The sequence below is a fragment of the Streptomyces olindensis genome (assembly GCF_040645895.1).
GTDB classification, from domain to species: domain Bacteria; phylum Actinomycetota; class Actinomycetes; order Streptomycetales; family Streptomycetaceae; genus Streptomyces; species Streptomyces olindensis.
This window is the reverse complement of the sequence record NZ_JBEYZD010000096.1, coordinates 12,863-29,057: the sequence shown is the minus strand read 5'-3', so window position 1 is coordinate 29,057 and position 16,195 is coordinate 12,863. Positions and strand designations below refer to the sequence as shown.

The following is a 16,195-nucleotide window of genomic DNA, read 5'->3' as shown; positions in this document are numbered from 1 at the left end:
GTTTTCATGGGTTTGCTTGTGGTGTTTGTGTTCGGGGGCGCGGTCGGGGGGGCGGGGGGGGGCGGGGCCCCGGCCCGCGCACCCCGGGACACGACTACTTCGCCTCGGAGTCGCCGTCGGTCTTCTTCGGCTCTGCGTCCGTCTTCGCCTCGCCGGCCGGGGCCTCGTCGGCCGGTTCGTCGGCCGTGTCCTTCTTGCCGAGGTCGACGGCCTTGTCGTCAGCGGGGGCGTCGGCGGCGGAGTCGCCGGTCTCGGTGAGGGAGGAGGCGTCGTCCGGGACGATGTCGGTGTCGGACTTCAGGTCGTGCTCGATGCCGTGGACGATGCGGTTGTACTCGTCGTCGGTGAGGACGGCACCGATGGCGTTCTTGGCGAAGAGGAGCTCGACGCCGGGGCCGGCGTCGACGAGGACGGTGTCCTCGTTCACCTCCTTGACCGTGGCGTACATGCCCCCGATGGTGCGGACACCGCTGCCGGGCTGCATTTGGTTCCGCATCTCCACGGCCTGCTGCTGCTTCTTCTTGGCCGACCGGGTCATCAGGAACATGGCCCCGATGAGCACGATGAACGGGAGGAGGGTCAGGAGACTCACGGGTCGGTACTTCCTTCACACGACCGCGCTGTGAGCGGCCAGATGGTTGGGGGTATGTACGCCGCCGACAAAGGCGGCATCGGCGGAGTCTAAGCGAGTCCGCGCGCATGGAACAACGCTCAGCATGGCACCGGGGTTCCTGCTCCGGCCACTGTCCTCGCCGTCGCGGAGCGGTGACGGCGCCGTCACGCCCCGAACAGGTCCTGTTGTCCGTTTCCGGCGGTCTGGGAGCGGGGCGGGGTGAGGCCGAGATGTGCCCAGGCGGCGGGGGTGGCGACCCGGCCGCGCGGTGTGCGCGCCAGCAGCCCCTCCCGGACCAGGAAGGGCTCGGCGACCTCCTCGACCGTCTCGCGCTCCTCCCCCACCGCGACCGCCAGCGTGGACAGGCCGACGGGGCCGCCGCCGAACAGCTTGAGCAGGGCTTCCAGGACCCCCCGGTCGAGGCGGTCGAGGCCGCGCGCGTCCACCTCGTAGACGGCGAGGGCGGCCGCCGCGATGTCCTTGGTGATCAGCCCGTCGGCCTTGACCTGGGCGTAGTCCCGGACGCGGCGGAGCAGGCGGTTGGCGATGCGGGGCGTGCCGCGGGAGCGGCCGGCGATCTCGGCGGCGCCGTCCGGCTCGATCTCGACCTCCAGGAGGTTCGCCGAGCGGTGGATGACCCGCTCCAGTTCGGCCGGTTCGTAGAACTCCATGTGGGCGGTGAAGCCGAAGCGGTCGCGCAGCGGGGGCGGCAGCAGGCCCGCGCGGGTGGTGGCGCCGACCAGGGTGAAGGGGGGCAGCTCCAGCGGGATGGCGGTGGCGCCGGGGCCCTTGCCGACGATGACGTCGACGCGGAAGTCCTCCATCGCCATGTACAGCATCTCCTCGGCGGGCCGGGACATGCGGTGGATCTCGTCGAGGAAGAGGACCTCGCCCTCCTGGAGCGAGGAGAGGATCGCGGCGAGGTCGCCGGCGTGCTGGATGGCGGGGCCCGAGGTGATGCGGATGGGGGCGCCCATCTCGGCCGCGATGATCATCGACAGGGTGGTCTTGCCGAGGCCGGGGGCGCCGGAGAGCAGTACGTGGTCGGCGGTGGCGCCCCGCGCGCGTGCCGCCCGCAGCACGAGGTCGAGCTGCTCGCGGACCTTCTCCTGGCCGATGAACTCGCCCAGGTCCTTGGGGCGCAGGGCGGCCTCGACGGCCTGGTCCTCACGGTCGGCGACCGGGCCCACCAGCCGCTCGGCGGCGTCGGCGTCGGTCGTGTCGTCCCAGTTCATGGAGTGTGCCTCGGGATCTCGGTGCGGACTGGCTCGGTGCGGACTGGCTCGGTGCGGACTATCGGGCGCGGTTCAGGGTCTGCAGGGCCGCCTTCAGCAGCTGGCCCACCTGGGGTGTGCCCTCGGCGGCCTCGGCCTGCGGGGCCACGGCGGACACCGCCTCGTCGGCCTCCCGGGTCGCGTATCCGAGGCCGATCAGGGCGGCGTGCAGCTGGTCGCGCCAGCCGGTGCTGACGGGCGTGCCGACGGCCGGGGCGCCGACGGGGGCGCCGAGGCGGTCCTTCAGCTCCAGGAGGAGTTTCTGGGCGCCCTTCTTGCCGATGCCGGGGACGGCGGTGAGGGCCTTCTCGTCGGCGGTGGCCACGGCCCGGCGCAGGGCGTCCGGGGTGTGGACGGCGAGCATGGCCTGGGCGAGTCTGGGGCCCACGCCGCTCGCGGTCTGGAGCAGCTCGAAGACCTGCCGTTCGTCGTCGTCCGCGAAGCCGTAGAGCGTGAGCGAGTCCTCGCGCACGACCAGGGACGTGTGGAGCTTGGCGGGTTGGCCCGTGCGGAGCGTGGACAGCGTGTTCGGCGTGCACTGGACGGCCATGCCGACACCGCCGACCTCGACGACCGCGGCGTCGGGGGCGAGCGCGGCGACCGTGCCGCTGACGAAGGCGATCATGCCGTACGGCCTTTCGATGCTTGGGTGGCGTGCAGGGCGACGGCCTGCTGGAGTCGGTTCTGCGCGGGCGCGCGCCAGATGTGGCAGATGGCGAGGGCGAGGGCGTCGGCCGCGTCGGCGGGCTTGGGCGGTGCGCTGAGCCGGAGCAGCCGGGTCACCATCGCGCCCACCTGGGCCTTGTCGGCCCGGCCGCTGCCGGTCACGGCGGCCTTGACCTCGCTGGGGGTGTGCAGGGCGACGGGGATGCCGCGGCGGGCCGCGCAGAGCATGGCGACGGCGCTGGCCTGGGCCGTGCCCATCACCGTCCGGACGTTGTGCTGGCTGAAGACGCGCTCGACGGCGACGAACTCCGGCCGGTGCTCGTCGAGCCACTGCTCGATGCCCTGCTCGATGGCGACGAGGCGGTGGCCGAGGTCGGCGTCGGCGGGCGTGCGGACCACGCCGACGCCGATCATGGTGAGCGGCCGTCCCGCGACGCCCTCGACCACGCCGACACCGCACCGGGTCAGCCCCGGGTCCACCCCCAGAACGCGCACGCGCCCTCCCATTCGCTCGCCTGTTTGTGCAGGCTATCGGGTGCCACCGACAACGCGACGGGCCGACGGGGTGTGTCCCGTCGGCCCGTTGAACCCGCGCGCGTGTCAGGCGTCGACCTTCTCCATGACCTCGTCGCTGACGTCGAAGTTGGCGAAGACGTTCTGCACGTCGTCGCTGTCCTCCAGCGCGTCGATCAGCTTGAAGATCTTCTTGGCGCCCTCCTCGTCCAGCTCGACCTGCATGGTCGGGACGAAGTTGGCGTCGGCGGAGTCGTAGTCGATGCCGGCGTCCTGGAGGGCGGTGCGGACCGCGACCAGGTCGGTGGCCTCGCTGATGACCTCGAAGGTCTCGCCGAGGTCGTTGACCTCCTCGGCACCGGCGTCCAGGACGGCGCCGAGGACGTCGTCCTCGGTCAGCTCGCCCTTGGGGACGATCACGACGCCCTTGCGGTTGAACAGGTACGACACCGAGCCCGGGTCGGCCATGGAGCCGCCGTTGCGGGTCATGGCGACGCGGACCTCGGAGGCGGCGCGGTTGCGGTTGTCGGTGAGGCACTCGATGAGCACCGCGACGCCGTTCGGGCCGTAGCCCTCGTACATGATCGTCTCGTAGTCGGCGCCGCCGGCCTCCAGGCCCGCGCCGCGCTTGACCGCGGAGTCGATGTTCTTGTTGGGGACCGACGACTTCTTCGCCTTCTGGATGGCGTCGTAGAGCGTCGGGTTGCCCTCGGGGTCGGCGCCGCCCATCCGCGCCGCCACCTCGATGTTCTTGATCAGCTTCGCGAAGAGCTTGCCGCGCTTGGCATCGATGACGGCCTTCTTGTGCTTCGTCGTGGCCCATTTAGAGTGGCCGGACATCTGCCTGTCTCCTTCGCGTAACCCATCTCAGCAACGAACGCAGGAATCCTACAAGGACTCGGCTGTCCGGTTCGCCCGCACCATGTCGACGAACAGGGCGTGCACACGGTGGTCGCCGGTCAGTTCCGGGTGGAACGACGTGGCCAGCGCGTTGCCCTGGCGGACCGCGACGATATGGCCGTCGTGCTCGGCGAGCACTTCGGCGGCGGCGCCGACGGACTCGACCCACGGGGCGCGGATGAAGACGCCCTCCACGGGGTCGCCCTCGACGCCCTCGACGGCGACGGCCGCCTCGAAGGACTCGTTCTGCCGTCCGAAGGCGTTGCGGCGCACGATCATGTCGATGCCGCCGACGGTCTCCTGGCCCGAGCGCGGGTCGAGGATCTTGTCGGCGAGCATGATCATGCCGGCGCAGGTGCCGTAGACGGGCAGGCCGTCCCGCACGCGCGCGCGGAGGGGCTCCATCACGCCGAACAGGATGGCCAGCTTGGAGATGGTGGTGGACTCGCCGCCGGGGATGACGAGGCCGTCCACCTCGGCGAGTTCTTCGGGGCGCCGCACCGGCCTGGCCACGGCGTCGGCCGCGGCCAGGGCGACGAGGTGCTCCCGTACGTCGCCCTGGAGGGCCAGGACGCCTATGACGGGGGTGTCACTCATGGGTTCCTGTGCCTTACCAGCCGCGGTTGGCGTAGCGCTCGGCCTCGGGGAGGGTGTCGCAGTTGATGCCGACCATGGCCTCGCCGAGGTTGCGGGACGCGTCCGCGATGATCTTCGGGTCGTCGTAGAAGGTGGTGGCCTTGACGATGGCGGCGGCGCGCTTGGCCGGGTCGCCGGACTTGAAGATGCCGGAGCCGACGAAGACGCCCTCGGCGCCGAGCTGGCGCATCAGCGCGGCGTCGGCCGGGGTGGCGACACCGCCGGCGGAGAACAGCACGACCGGGAGCTTGCCCAGCTCGGAGACTTCCTTGACCAGCTCGTACGGGGCGCGCAGCTCCTTGGCGGCGGCGTACAGCTCGTTGTTGTCGAAGCCGCGCAGCTTGGCGATCTCGTTCTTGATCTGGCGCAGGTGGCGGACGGCCTCGACGACGTTGCCGGTGCCGGCCTCGCCCTTGGAGCGGATCATCGCGGCGCCCTCGGCGATGCGGCGCAGGGCCTCGCCCAGGTTGGTGGCGCCGCAGACGAAGGGGGTGGTGAAGGCCCACTTGTCGGAGTGGTTGACCTCGTCGGCCGGGGTGAGGACCTCGGACTCGTCGATGTAGTCGACGCCGAGGGACTGCAGGACCTGGGCCTCGACGAAGTGGCCGATGCGGGACTTGGCCATGACCGGGATGGAGACGGCCTCGATGATGCCCTCGATCATGTCCGGGTCGGACATGCGGGCCACGCCGCCGTCCTTGCGGATGTCGGCCGGGACCCGCTCCAGGGCCATGACGGCGACGGCACCCGCGTCCTCGGCGATCTTCGCCTGCTCCGGTGTGACGACGTCCATGATGACGCCGCCCTTGAGCTGCTCGGCCATGCCGCGCTTCACACGCGCGGTGCCGGTCTCGGGGGCCTGGTTCTCGGAGATGGACACGGATGACCTCGCTGGTGGGAAAGAGGGTTTTCTGCAGCACCGAGGAAACGTGAGGGGACCAGGCCACAGCAAGGGCCAATGGGAACGCTGTGGATCCTTTTTCGGTACACGGCCGGTTGACGGCGCGTGAACGGGGCTCAGGCGGCCCGGGCCACGAGCGCCTCCGGTGGCTCGTCGTCCATCTCGAAGGCCATCGGGAACGGGGCGTGGCCCGCGAGGCGGAACCAGCGGACCTTGCGGTGGCGGCGCAGGGCACGCGCGGCCCGTACGGCGTCGTTGTGGAAGCGGCGGGCCATGGGGACGCGCCGCACCGCCTGCGCGAGTTCCTCGGCGGCCTCCTCGCCGCCCGGCGCCTCGCGCACCGCCTCCACCTGCTGCGTCTCCCCGAAGACGGCGCGCAGCGCCTGGCTCAGTTCGCTCTCCGCGACCTCCCGCTGCTCCTCCTCCGCCTGCCGGGCGGCGTGCGCGGCCTCGTACAGCACGATGGAAGCGGCCGGGTCCAGCACCCCCGACGTGGCCAGTTCCTGCGCCACCGAGGCGCGGCGCAGCAACTGCGCGTCCAGGGCGGCCCGGGCGGCGTCGATCCGGGCGTGGAGGCGGTCGAGGCGGCCGGCGGTCCAGCTCAGGTAGAGCCCGACCGCGACCAGGGCCACGGCGATCCAGATGAGAGTGGTGGTCACGGGCGGCAAGGCTAGCGGCAGGAGGGAGACGCCGGTTCACCCCGCCCTGCCCTGTCCTGCCCCGGATCGCTCACCGGTTCCGTTCGCCCGGCTCCGCATGTGCGGGGTGCCGGCCGGGAGGGATCACGGGTCGGCCCGCCGAAGGCCCGGTCGAACCGCACCACCGCATGGCCGGAATCAATCCCGCGCCAGCCCCAGCCGGCCCCAGAGCCCCGTCGTCCGCTCGTCCTCGGCCACCGCCGCCGCTCCCGCCGTCACCGTCTCGTACACGGACAGGATGTCCGCGCCGACGGTCGACCAGTCGAAGCGGCGGACGTGGGCGCTGCCCCGCTCCCGCAGCTCGGCGCGGCGCTCCGGGTCCGCCAGGAGCCGTACGGCCGCGTCGGCCAGGGCGTCGGCGTCCTCGTTCGGGAAGAGTTCCCCGGCCGCCCCCCGGTCCAGGACCTGCGCGAAGGCGTCCAGGTCGGAGGCGAGGACGGGGGCTCCGGCGGACATGGCCTCGACGAGGATGATGCCGAAGCTCTCGCCGCCGGTGTTGGGCGCGACGTACAGGTCGACGCTGCGCAGGAAGCGGGCCTTGTCCTCGTCGCTGACCATGCCGAGGAACTCCACGCGGGAGCGCAGCTCGACCGGCAGGGACTCCACCGCCTCCTCCTCGTCACCGCGCCCGGCGACCAGCAGCCGCGTCTGCGGCCGGGCGGCGAGGATCTTCGGCAGGGCCCTCATGAGCACCGGCAGTCCCTTGCGGGGCTCGTCGATGCGCCCGATGAAGCCGATCGTGTCGCCCTGCCACTCGGCCTTCGGCTCGGCCTGGGCGAAGAAGTCGACGTCGACGCCGTTCGGGATCACCACCGCGTCCCCGCCGAGGTGCTCGACGAGGGTGCGGCGGGCGTACTCGCTCACCGCGATCCGGGCGCTGATCTTCTCCAGGGCGGCCTGGAGGATCGAGTACGCGGCGATCATCGCGCGGGAGCGCGGGTTGGAGGTGTGGAACGTGGCCACGATCGGCCCCTGGGCGGCCCAGCAGGTGAGCAGGCCCAGGGAGGGCGAGGTCGGCTCGTGGATGTGGATGACGTCGAACGCGCCGTCGTGCAGCCAGCGGCGCACCCGGGCGGCGCTCAGGAAGCCGAAGTTCAGCCGGGCCACCGAGCCGTTGTACGGCACGGGCACGGCGCGCCCGGCGGAGACGACGTACGGCGGCAGCGGGGTGTCGTCGTCGGCCGGGGCGAGGACGGACACCTCGTGGCCGAGGCGGATGAAGTACTCGGCCAGATCCCGGATGTGGAACTGGACGCCGCCCGGTACGTCCCAGGAGTACGGGCAGACGATGCCGATCCTCACGAGGTCCCCTTCGCAGGGTCGAGGTCCGCGAGCCACAAGCGCTGCAGCATGTGCCAGTCCTCCGGATGGTCGGCGATCCCCGTGGCGAAGGCGTCGGCCAGCGCCTGTGTCATGACAGACGTCTTCTCGGCGCGCGTGCCTGACTCGGGCACCTCGACCGGCGGGTGGACCCGGCCGCGCATCACGGGCGAGTCGTCGTACCAGAGCGTGACGGGCAGCAGCAGCGCGCCCGTCTGCTGGGCGAGCAGGGCCGGTCCGGCCGGCATCCGGGCGGTGTCGCCGAAGAAGCCGACCTCGACGCCGGAGGCGGACAGGTCGCGGTCGGCGACCAGGCAGACCAGGCCGCCGTCGCGCAGCCGCCGGGCCAGGGTGCCGAAGGCGGTGCCGCCGCTGTGCGGCAGGACCTCCATGCCGAGGCCCTCGCGGTAGGCGACGAACCGGTCGTACAGCGTCTCCGGCTTCAGGCGCTCGGCAACCGTGGTGAAGGGGATGCCGAGCTTGGTGGTGACCCAGGCGCCGGCCAGGTCCCAGTTGGCCAGGTGCGGGAGGGCGAGTATGACGCCCTTGCCGGCGGCCAGGCCCTCGGTGAGGTGGTGCAGGTCCTTGGGCTCGAAGCCGGCCTTGACACGCTCCGCGCTCCAGGCCGGGAGGCGGAAGGACTCCATCCAGTAGCGCAGGTAGGAGCGCATGCCCGCGCGCGACAGCTCGGCGAGGCGCTCGGGGCTCGCGCCGGGCACCACGCGCGCGTAGTTGCTCTCCAGCCGCTGCACGCCCTTGCCGCGCTGTTTCCAGGCGAGGTCGGCGATGGTGTGCCCCAGCCGTACGGCGACCGGCTCGGGGAGCTTCTTGACGGTGCCCCAGCCGAGGCCGTACAGCGCGTCCGTCAACCGGTCCTGGGCGCTCACGTGGCCGCCTCGCTCCCGTGGGAGGCGTTGTGCTGCTCGCCCCCATTGTCCTGCGCGCCGGCACGGTCCTGCGCGGCCGCCGCCTCCTCGGCCTCGGCGGACTCCCGGCGGACCGTGACGACCCGCTGGATCAGCGTGACCAGGCTGCCCACGGCGACGATCCACAGGGCGACCGGCAGCAGGTACTGGATGCCCGGGACACCGAACGCGTGCAGACCCGAGAGCCCGGCCGCGACCAGCGAGATCACCAGCCGCTCGGCCCGCTCGACGAGGCCGTTGACCGCGACCGGCAGGCCGATCGACTCGCCGCGGGCCTTGGTGTACGACACCACCTGCCCGCTGGCCAGGCAGAAGATCGACACGGCGCACAGGACGAGGTCGTCGCCGCCGCCCGCGTACCAGAGGATGAAGCCGCCGAAGATCGCGCCGTCGGCGACCCGGTCGAGCGTGGAGTCCAGGAAGGCGCCCCAGCGGCTGGAGCGGCCGAGCTGGCGGGCCATGTTGCCGTCGACGAGGTCGGAGAACACGAACAGCGTGATCACGACCGTGCCCCAGAAGAACTCGCCCATGGGGTAGAAGACCAGCGCGCCCGCGACCACCCCGGCGGTGCCGATGAGCGTGACGGTGTCGGGGCTGACGCCCCGCCGGATCAGAAACGCGGCGAACGGTGTGAGGACACGCGTGAAGAATGCACGCGCGTACTTGTTCAGCATGGCCTTCCCGAGGGTCGGTGTCGCCGTCTGGCCCCTGCTGGCCACCGGCTGGCCCATCGTAGCCACGCGCGCGTGCGGGCGAGGGGTGGGCACCCGGACCCCTTCGGTTGAACCGTCAAGCGGCTGGTGCGAGTCGCGATGACGTCGTTCGTATGGACGCGCCGTGACGGGAGTGGGAAGGTCGAAGAACCGCGGGCGTCGCCGGAGCCGCACCGCACGCGGATCCCGCGTGTCCGCGCCCACAGTGACCTCACCGTGCACGGGAGGCAGGATCATGGGCGACAAGGCACAGACACACCCCGGAGCCGCCGGCAGGGCACAGGCGGCCGACCACCCCCAGTCCGTACGGAATGTGGTGCTGGTCGGCCACTCCGGATCGGGCAAGACGACGTTGGTGGAGGCCCTCGCGCTGACGGCGGGGGCGGTGAACCGGGCGGGCCGCGTGGAGGACGGCGGCACCGTCTCCGACTACGACGAGATCGAGCACCGGCAGCAGCGCTCGGTGCAGCTCTCCCTGGTGCCCGTCGAGTGGGACGGCATCAAGGTCAACCTCCTCGACACCCCCGGATACGCCGACTTCGTCGGTGAGCTCAGGGCCGGTCTGCGGGCGGCGGACGCGGCCCTCTTCGTCGTCTCGGCCTCGGACGGCGTGGACGGCTCGACGCGCATGGTGTGGGAGGAGTGCGCGGCCGTGGGGATGCCCCGGGCCATCGTCGTCACGCACCTGGAGGCGGCGCGCGCCGACTTCGAGGAGATGACGCGGATCTGCGCGGAGGCCTTCGGCGCGGACGACCCGGACGCGGTCCTGCCGCTCTACCTGCCGCTGCACGGCCCGCAGGCGCCCGACGGGCACGCGCCCGTGACCGGGCTGATCGGGCTGCTGTCGCAGAAGCTCTTCGACTACTCGACCGGTGAGCGCAAGGAGTCGGAGCCGGGCGAGGACCAGCTGCCGCTGATCGAGGAGGCCCGCAACCGGCTGATCGAGGGGATCATCTCGGAGAGCGAGGACGAGACCCTCATGGACCGCTATCTCGGCGGGGAGCCGGTCGATGTCAAGACGCTCATCGACGACCTGGAGCGGGCCGTGGCGCGCGGGGTCTTCTTCCCCGTCCTGGCCGCCGCCCCCGCGGCCGAGGGCGGCCGGCAGGGGCTCGGCACGGTCGAGCTGCTGGAACTCGTCACGCGCGGCTTCCCGACGCCGCTGGAGCACGAGACGGTGCGGGTCACGACGATCGACGGCAAGCCGCGCGAGCTGAAGCCGTGCGACCCGGACGCCCCGCTGGTCGCCGAGGTCGTGAAGACGTCCTCGGACCCGTACGTCGGCCGGCTGTCGCTGATCCGCGTGTTCTCCGGCACCCTGCGCGCCGACCAGACGGTCCACGTCTCCGGGCACGGGCTGGCCGACCGGGGGCACGAGGACCACGACGTCGACGAGCGGATCGGCGCCCTGTCCACGCCGTTCGGCAAGCAGCAGCGCCCGGTGTCGCACGTGATCGCCGGCGACCTGGCCTGCGTGGCCAAGCTCAGCCGCGCCGAGACCGGCGACACCCTGTCCGCGAAGGACGACCCGCTGCTCATGGAGCCGTGGCAGATGCCCGACCCGCTGCTGCCGCTGGCCATCCAGGCGCACAGCAAACCGGACGAGGACAAGCTGTCGCAGGGCCTGTCCCGGCTGGTCGCCGAGGACCCGACGATGCGGCTGGAGCAGAACCAGGACACCCACCAGGTGGTCCTGTGGTGCCTGGGCGAGGCGCACGCGGACGTCGCCCTGGAGCGGCTGCGCAGCCGGTACGGCGTCCAGGTCGACGTCGTCCCGCACAGGGTGTCCCTGCGCGAGACCTTCGCGACCAGGTCGGCCGGGCGCGGCCGGCACGTCAAGCAGTCCGGCGGGCACGGGCAGTTCGCCATCTGCGAGATCGAGGTCGAGCCGCTGCCGGGCGGCTCCGGCATCGAGTTCGTGGACAAGGTCGTCGGCGGCGCGGTGCCCCGGCAGTTCATCCCCTCGGTGGAGAAGGGCGTCCGGGCCCAGGCCGCGAAGGGAGTCGCCGCCGGGCATCCGCTCATCGACGTGCGTGTGACGCTCCTGGACGGCAAGGCGCATTCGGTGGACTCCTCCGACGCCGCGTTCCAGACGGCCGGCGCGCTCGCGCTGCGGGAGGCCGCGGCCGACGCGAAGATCCATCTGCTGGAGCCGGTGGCCGAGGTGTCGGTGCTGGTCGGCGACGACTACGTGGGCAGCGTGATGAGCGACCTGTCCGGCCGGCGCGGCCGGCTGCTCGGCACCGAGCAGACACCCGGCGGGCGCACCCTGATCCGGGCCGAGGTGCCCGAGATCGAGATCGGCCGGTACGCGGTGGACCTGCGGTCGATGACGCACGGCACGGCCCGCTTCAGCCGCCGTTACGCGCGGCACGAGGCGATGCCGGCGCAGGTCGCGGAACGGGTGCGTGAAGAGGCGCGCAAGGCCTCCTAGTTGGCGCCCCGGCGCCACCAAGTGCCCTGGTGAGGGCTCCCCTCCGGGGCGGCGGGCGGCTTGACGGGCCGCCCGCCGACGGATGCCGGTGCGGACGGATACGCTGATGACCTGATCAACAGGTGTGCGGAGCGCGGAAGTCGGGAAGGCCGCAGATGCGGATGCGGCAGCGATGGGGGCGGCAGTGACGGACGGATTCGACTTCAGTCCAGGGGCCCAGGTGCCTCTGGCGGGTGCGAGCGGCCAGACGGCGGCGACCTATGCGCTGGCCGCGGCGGCGTACCGGGACGACGAGGTCTCCAAGATCCTGAACGCCGACAACGAATGGCACCAGTCCAAGGTCACCCCGCCGCGGCCGTGGGCGAAGATCTTCCGCCCCAGGTTCGGCGAGGCCTTCTCGCGCGCGGTGATCGACCGGATGCTGGGGGCCGGGCGCAAGCCGGTCATCCAGTCCTTCGGCATCGAGCCCCAGGTCGTCGTGGAGCACTGCCTGGCGGCCCACCGCATCCGCCGCGACCGCGACAACTGGCTCTCGGCGATCACGGTGATCTGCGGGGTGCTCTTCCTGCCGGGCTTCCTCGTGTGGCTGCTGGTGTTCACGCTGCGCACCACCATGGCCAAGCGCGAGGACAAGCGCGCGGGCGCCCTCGCCACGACGCTGCTGGTCGCGGTGGGCGCGCTCGCCGTGCTGTTCCTGATCCGCATGCCGTTCACGGGCTTCTGGGCCTGGTACGGGCGCGCGGCGATCATCATGCCGGTCGTGGGCTGGTTCTGGGCCAAGCAGATCTGCGAGCGGACCGCCCGTGACCTGCGGGAGCGCTGGTCGAGCCTGCTGTCCGGCGGCGGCGTCGGCGCCAAGATCCCCGAGGCCGTCCCGGGCAACCCCGGCGACGCGGCCGAGCAGGTCCGCAAGGAGCTGGCCCGCCTGGCCGCCGAGCAGCGGTCCAACTCGGTCTTCTACGCCGGTCCCAAGGGCATACTCGGCATGGGCACGCGGTGGGGCAGCTGGCAGCTGGCCGAGGAGCTGGTCTCCGCCGAGCCGGGCAAGGACTTCCACCCCTTCCGCAGCTGGGACGTCATCGTGGCGATCCAGGGCGGCCTGGGCATGCTGGAGCGCACGTCCATCAACACCGGCGGCTTCCCCAAGCCGACCATCACGCACTGGATCGTCACCCCGATCGGCGAGAAGGCGACGGAGGTGTCCCGGCCCAGCGGCACCGACGTCGAGGCGTACACGATCCGGACGCACGCCGTGCAGGACATCTGCAACAAGCAGCAGTTCGGCAGCGGCGACCGGCACTACCTGGGGGTGCAGTGGACCCTCTGGGACGGCCACCTGGTGATCACGATGCTGATCACGGTGACCGTGCTGCACGACACCCTGCGCATCGAGGTCACCGGCCACGCTCTGGGCCCGGTCCACTCCCTGTTCAACGAGAAGCCCGCGGCCAAGGAGAAGACGGTCCAGAAGGCCTTGCGGTTCTGGGAGACCCGCTCCGTGAAGCTCCCCCTGATCGACGCCGACGAGGTGGTACGGCTGGCCGCGCGGGCCCCGCTGACCTGGTACCCGCCGCTGCTGAAGTGGCTCGGCGGCAGTCTCACGCTGCCGGAGCCGTTCGGCCTGCGGCACGCGTGGGCGGACCAGCCGTGGCGGCACCGGTTCATGGCGGACGACGCGTTGCGGGCGGCCACGCCCGTGCTGCGGGTGGTGCACGCGGCGGCGCTGAAGGTGCTGAAGGAGAACGGCGTGAACGTGGAGAAGTTCGGGGCGCGTTCGGCGGCGCTCAGTGGGGCGGTGCAGGAGGCTTCGCCGAAGAAGGCGGATGTGTACGACGCGTAGTTGATCGTCCGCGGGCCGGTGGGGGCTGGTGTTCCCGGGGGCTTCGCCCCCGGACCCCCATCGGCCTGAACGGCCTCGTCCTCAAGCGCCGGACGGGCTGACTGAAACCGCCCGGCTCAGGTGGCCGGCCAGGCCTCCGCCAGCATCTTCCTCGTGTCGGCCAGCAGCTGCGGCAGCACCCGCGTGTGCCCCACCACCGGCATGAAGTTCGTGTCGCCGCCCCAGCGCGGCACGATGTGCTGGTGCAGGTGGGCCGCGATGCCGGCGCCGGCGACCGAGCCCTGGTTCATGCCGATGTTGAAGCCGTGGGCGCCGGAGGCGGTGCGCAGGGCCGTCATCGCCTGCTTGGTGAGCTCGCCGAGCTCGGCGGTCTCCCCCGCCGTGAGGTCCGTGTAGTCGGCGACGTGGCGGTAGGGCACGGTCATCAGGTGGCCGCCGTTGTACGGGTACAGGTTGAGCACGGCGTAGACCTGCTCGCCGCGCCGGACGACCAGCCCGTCCTCGTCGGACTTGGCCGGGATCGAGCAGAAGGGGCAGCCGTCGCCGGCGCCCGGGCCGGTCGGCTTGTTCTCGCCCTGGATGTAGGCCATCCGGTGGGGCGTCCACAGACGCTGGAACGCGTCCTGTGTCCCCACTCCCAGCTGCTGCTCCGGCTCACTCGTCATGCAGTGCAGCATATGGCGTAGAGCTGGGGGTACGGAAAAGGCCCCCGGGATCCCCCCGGGGGCCTTCGCACCGTGTGATCAGACCTGCGCGCGTTCCTCGACGACCTTGAGGATCTTCGCGATGGCCTCGTCGAACGGGATGCCGTTCTCCTGGGAGCCGTCGCGGTAGCGGAAGGACACGGAGCCGTGGGACATGTCCTCGTCGCCCGCGATGACCATGAAGGGCACCTTCTGCTTCTGGGCGTTGCGGATCTTCTTCTGCATACGGTCCGAGGAGGAGTCGACCTCGACCCGCAGCCCCTGCTTCCTGGCCGCGGCGGCGAACTTCTCCAGGTACTCGACGTGCGCGTCGCCGATCGGGATGCCGACCGCCTGGACCGGGGCCAGCCACGCCGGGAAGGCGCCCGCGTAGTGCTCCAGGAGCACCGCGAAGAACCGCTCGATCGAGCCGAACAGCGCGCGGTGGATCATGACCGGGCGCTGCTTGGAGCCGTCGGCGGAGGTGTACTCCAGGTCGAAGCGCTCCGGCAGGTTGAAGTCGAGCTGGATGGTCGACATCTGCCAGGTGCGGCCGATGGCGTCCTTGGCCTGGACGGAGATCTTCGGGCCGTAGAAGGCGGCGCCGCCCGGGTCCGGGACGAGCGGGAGGCCCTGCTTCTCGGCGACCTGGCGCAGCGTCTCGGTCGCCTCCTCCCAGGCCTCGTCGGAGCCGACGAACTTCTCCGGGTCCTTGGTGGACAGCTCCAGGTAGAAATCGTTCAGCCCGTAGTCGCGCAGCAGCTCCAGGACGAAGGTGAGGAGCTTGTCGAGCTCCTCGGACATCTGCTCGCGGGTGCAGTAGATGTGCGCGTCGTCCTGGGTGAAGCCGCGGGCGCGGGTCAGGCCGTGCACGACGCCCGACTTCTCGTACCGGTACACCGTGCCGAACTCGAACAGGCGCAGCGGCAGTTCCCGGTAGGAACGCCCGCGCGCGTCGAAGATCAGGTTGTGCATCGGGCAGTTCATGGGCTTGAGGTAGTAGTCCACGCCCTCGTCGAGCTGCATGGGCGGGTACATGCCGTCGGCGTACCAGTCCAGGTGGCCCGAGGTCTCGAAGAGCTTCCCCTTCGTCGCGTGCGGGGTGTAGACGAACTCGTAGCCCGCCTCCTCGTGCCGCTTGCGCGAGTAGTCCTCCATGACCCGGCGGATGATGCCGCCCTTGGGGTGGAAGACGGCGAGGCCGGAGCCGATCTGCTCCGGGATGGAGAACAGGTCGAGCTCGCTGCCGAGCTTGCGGTGGTCGCGCTTCTCGGCCTCGGCGAGGAACTCCAGGTGCGCCTTCAGCTCGTCCTTGGTGGGCCAGGCGGTGCCGTAGATGCGCTGCAGCATGGGGTTCTTCTCGCTGCCGCGCCAGTAGGCGCCCGCGTTGCGCATCAGCTTGAACGCCGGGATCGCGCGGGTCGACGGCAGGTGGGGGCCCCGGCAGAGGTCCTTCCAGCACAGCTCGCCGGTCTTGGCGTCCAGGTTGTCGTAGATCGTCAGCTCGCCGGCGCCGACCTCGACGTCCGCCCCGTCGTCGCTGGACGCGGAGCCCTTGAGGCCGATCAGCTCCAGCTTGTACGGCTCGTTCGCCAGCTCCTCGCGGGCGGCCTCGTCGGTCACGACGCGGCGGGCGAACTTCTGCCCGCGCTTCTGGATCTCCTGCATCTTCTTCTCGATGGCCTTGAGATCCTCGGGCGTGAACGGCTTCTCGACGTCGAAGTCGTAGTAGAAGCCGTCCTTGACGGGCGGGCCGATGCCGAGCTTGGCCTCGGGGAACAGCTCCTGCACGGCCTGCGCCATGACGTGCGCGGTGGAGTGGCGCAGGATGTTCAGGCCGTCCTCGGAGGAGATCTCGACGCCCTCGACCTCGTCGCCGTCGGACAGGGCGTACGACAGGTCCTTGAGCTCGCCGGCCACGCGCGCGGCGACGATGGAACGCTCGCCGGCGAAGAGCTCGGCGGCCGTAGTGCCCGTCGTCACCACGCGTTCTTCCCGCTCGGAATCGCGCTGGATGATCACACGGACGTCTGACACCGGTCTCTCCTGACTGAAGGTGGGGTTGCGTGCGCCATACC

The 16,195-nt window shown here is 71.3% G+C and carries 15 protein-coding genes; 2 read left to right on the top strand and 13 right to left on the bottom strand.

All coding sequences use genetic code 11. The features are described from left to right. Positions 1-94: 94 nt before the first annotated feature. The 11 genes from yajC to pgsA all read right to left on the bottom strand — a co-directional run bounded on the left by yajC (position 95) and on the right by pgsA (position 9,178). Positions 95-592 (bottom strand): preprotein translocase subunit YajC, encoded by a 498-nt coding sequence (gene yajC, locus ABZ948_RS37185; RefSeq protein WP_031116593.1) that lies wholly within the window; start codon positions 590-592, stop codon positions 95-97. 185 nt (positions 593-777) lie between these two features. Beyond that, positions 778-1,848, bottom strand: a complete 1,071-nt coding sequence (ruvB, locus tag ABZ948_RS37180; protein WP_359767269.1) for a Holliday junction branch migration DNA helicase RuvB — start codon at positions 1,846-1,848, stop codon at positions 778-780. 58 nt (positions 1,849-1,906) lie between these two features. Then, a complete protein-coding gene (ruvA, locus tag ABZ948_RS37175; RefSeq protein ID WP_359767268.1) occupies positions 1,907-2,512 on the bottom strand; it encodes a Holliday junction branch migration protein RuvA in 606 nt (201 codons plus the stop codon). Then, positions 2,509-3,048: a crossover junction endodeoxyribonuclease RuvC gene (gene ruvC, locus ABZ948_RS37170; RefSeq protein ID WP_359767266.1), complete on the bottom strand. Its 540-nt coding sequence runs from the start codon at positions 3,046-3,048 to the stop codon at positions 2,509-2,511. The genes ruvA and ruvC overlap by 4 nt, the downstream gene beginning before the upstream one ends. Positions 3,049-3,153: 105 nt before the next feature. Next, positions 3,154-3,906: a YebC/PmpR family DNA-binding transcriptional regulator gene (locus tag ABZ948_RS37165; protein ID WP_031116589.1), complete on the bottom strand. Its 753-nt coding sequence runs from the start codon at positions 3,904-3,906 to the stop codon at positions 3,154-3,156. 48 nt (positions 3,907-3,954) lie between these two features. Beyond that, positions 3,955-4,563, bottom strand: a complete 609-nt coding sequence (pdxT, locus tag ABZ948_RS37160; RefSeq protein WP_359767264.1) for a pyridoxal 5'-phosphate synthase glutaminase subunit PdxT — start codon at positions 4,561-4,563, stop codon at positions 3,955-3,957. A 13-nt stretch (positions 4,564-4,576) separates the two neighbouring features. Continuing rightward, positions 4,577-5,482 (bottom strand): pyridoxal 5'-phosphate synthase lyase subunit PdxS, encoded by a 906-nt coding sequence (pdxS, locus tag ABZ948_RS37155; RefSeq protein WP_359767262.1) that lies wholly within the window; start codon positions 5,480-5,482, stop codon positions 4,577-4,579. Positions 5,483-5,619: 137 nt separating this feature from the next. Further along, positions 5,620-6,162 carry a LemA family protein gene (locus tag ABZ948_RS37150; protein WP_359767260.1) on the bottom strand — a complete coding sequence of 181 codons (543 nt, stop codon included), beginning with the start codon at positions 6,160-6,162 and terminating at the stop codon, positions 5,620-5,622. Positions 6,163-6,339: 177 nt separating this feature from the next. Then, positions 6,340-7,503, bottom strand: coding sequence for a glycosyltransferase family 4 protein (locus ABZ948_RS37145; protein WP_114250957.1), 1,164 nt, complete (start codon positions 7,501-7,503; stop codon positions 6,340-6,342). Beyond that, positions 7,500-8,408, bottom strand: coding sequence for a phosphatidylinositol mannoside acyltransferase (locus ABZ948_RS37140; protein WP_359767258.1), 909 nt, complete (start codon positions 8,406-8,408; stop codon positions 7,500-7,502). The genes ABZ948_RS37145 and ABZ948_RS37140 overlap by 4 nt, the downstream gene beginning before the upstream one ends. Further along, complete coding sequence (pgsA, locus tag ABZ948_RS37135) at positions 8,405-9,178, bottom strand: phosphatidylinositol phosphate synthase (protein ID WP_078651119.1); 774 nt, start codon at positions 9,176-9,178, stop codon at positions 8,405-8,407. Before pgsA ends, ABZ948_RS37140 begins: the two co-directional genes overlap by 4 nt. Positions 9,179-9,395: 217 nt before the next feature. On the opposite strand from pgsA, the gene ABZ948_RS37130 reads away from it, so the two are divergent. Further along, positions 9,396-11,594, top strand: a complete 2,199-nt coding sequence (locus ABZ948_RS37130) for an elongation factor G-like protein EF-G2 (protein WP_359767256.1) — start codon at positions 9,396-9,398, stop codon at positions 11,592-11,594. A gap of 172 nt (positions 11,595-11,766) precedes the next feature. Next, a complete protein-coding gene (locus tag ABZ948_RS37125; protein WP_359767254.1) occupies positions 11,767-13,434 on the top strand; it encodes an AbeC-like domain-containing protein in 1,668 nt (555 codons plus the stop codon). A gap of 116 nt (positions 13,435-13,550) precedes the next feature. On the opposite strand, the gene ABZ948_RS37120 is transcribed toward ABZ948_RS37125, so the two are convergent. Both ABZ948_RS37120 and thrS read right to left on the bottom strand, forming a co-directional pair. After that, positions 13,551-14,111, bottom strand: a complete 561-nt coding sequence (locus tag ABZ948_RS37120; RefSeq protein ID WP_351348991.1) for an HIT family protein — start codon at positions 14,109-14,111, stop codon at positions 13,551-13,553. 66 nt (positions 14,112-14,177) lie between these two features. Continuing rightward, positions 14,178-16,154: a threonine--tRNA ligase gene (gene thrS / locus ABZ948_RS37115; protein ID WP_359767252.1), complete on the bottom strand. Its 1,977-nt coding sequence runs from the start codon at positions 16,152-16,154 to the stop codon at positions 14,178-14,180. Positions 16,155-16,195 lie beyond the last annotated feature (41 nt).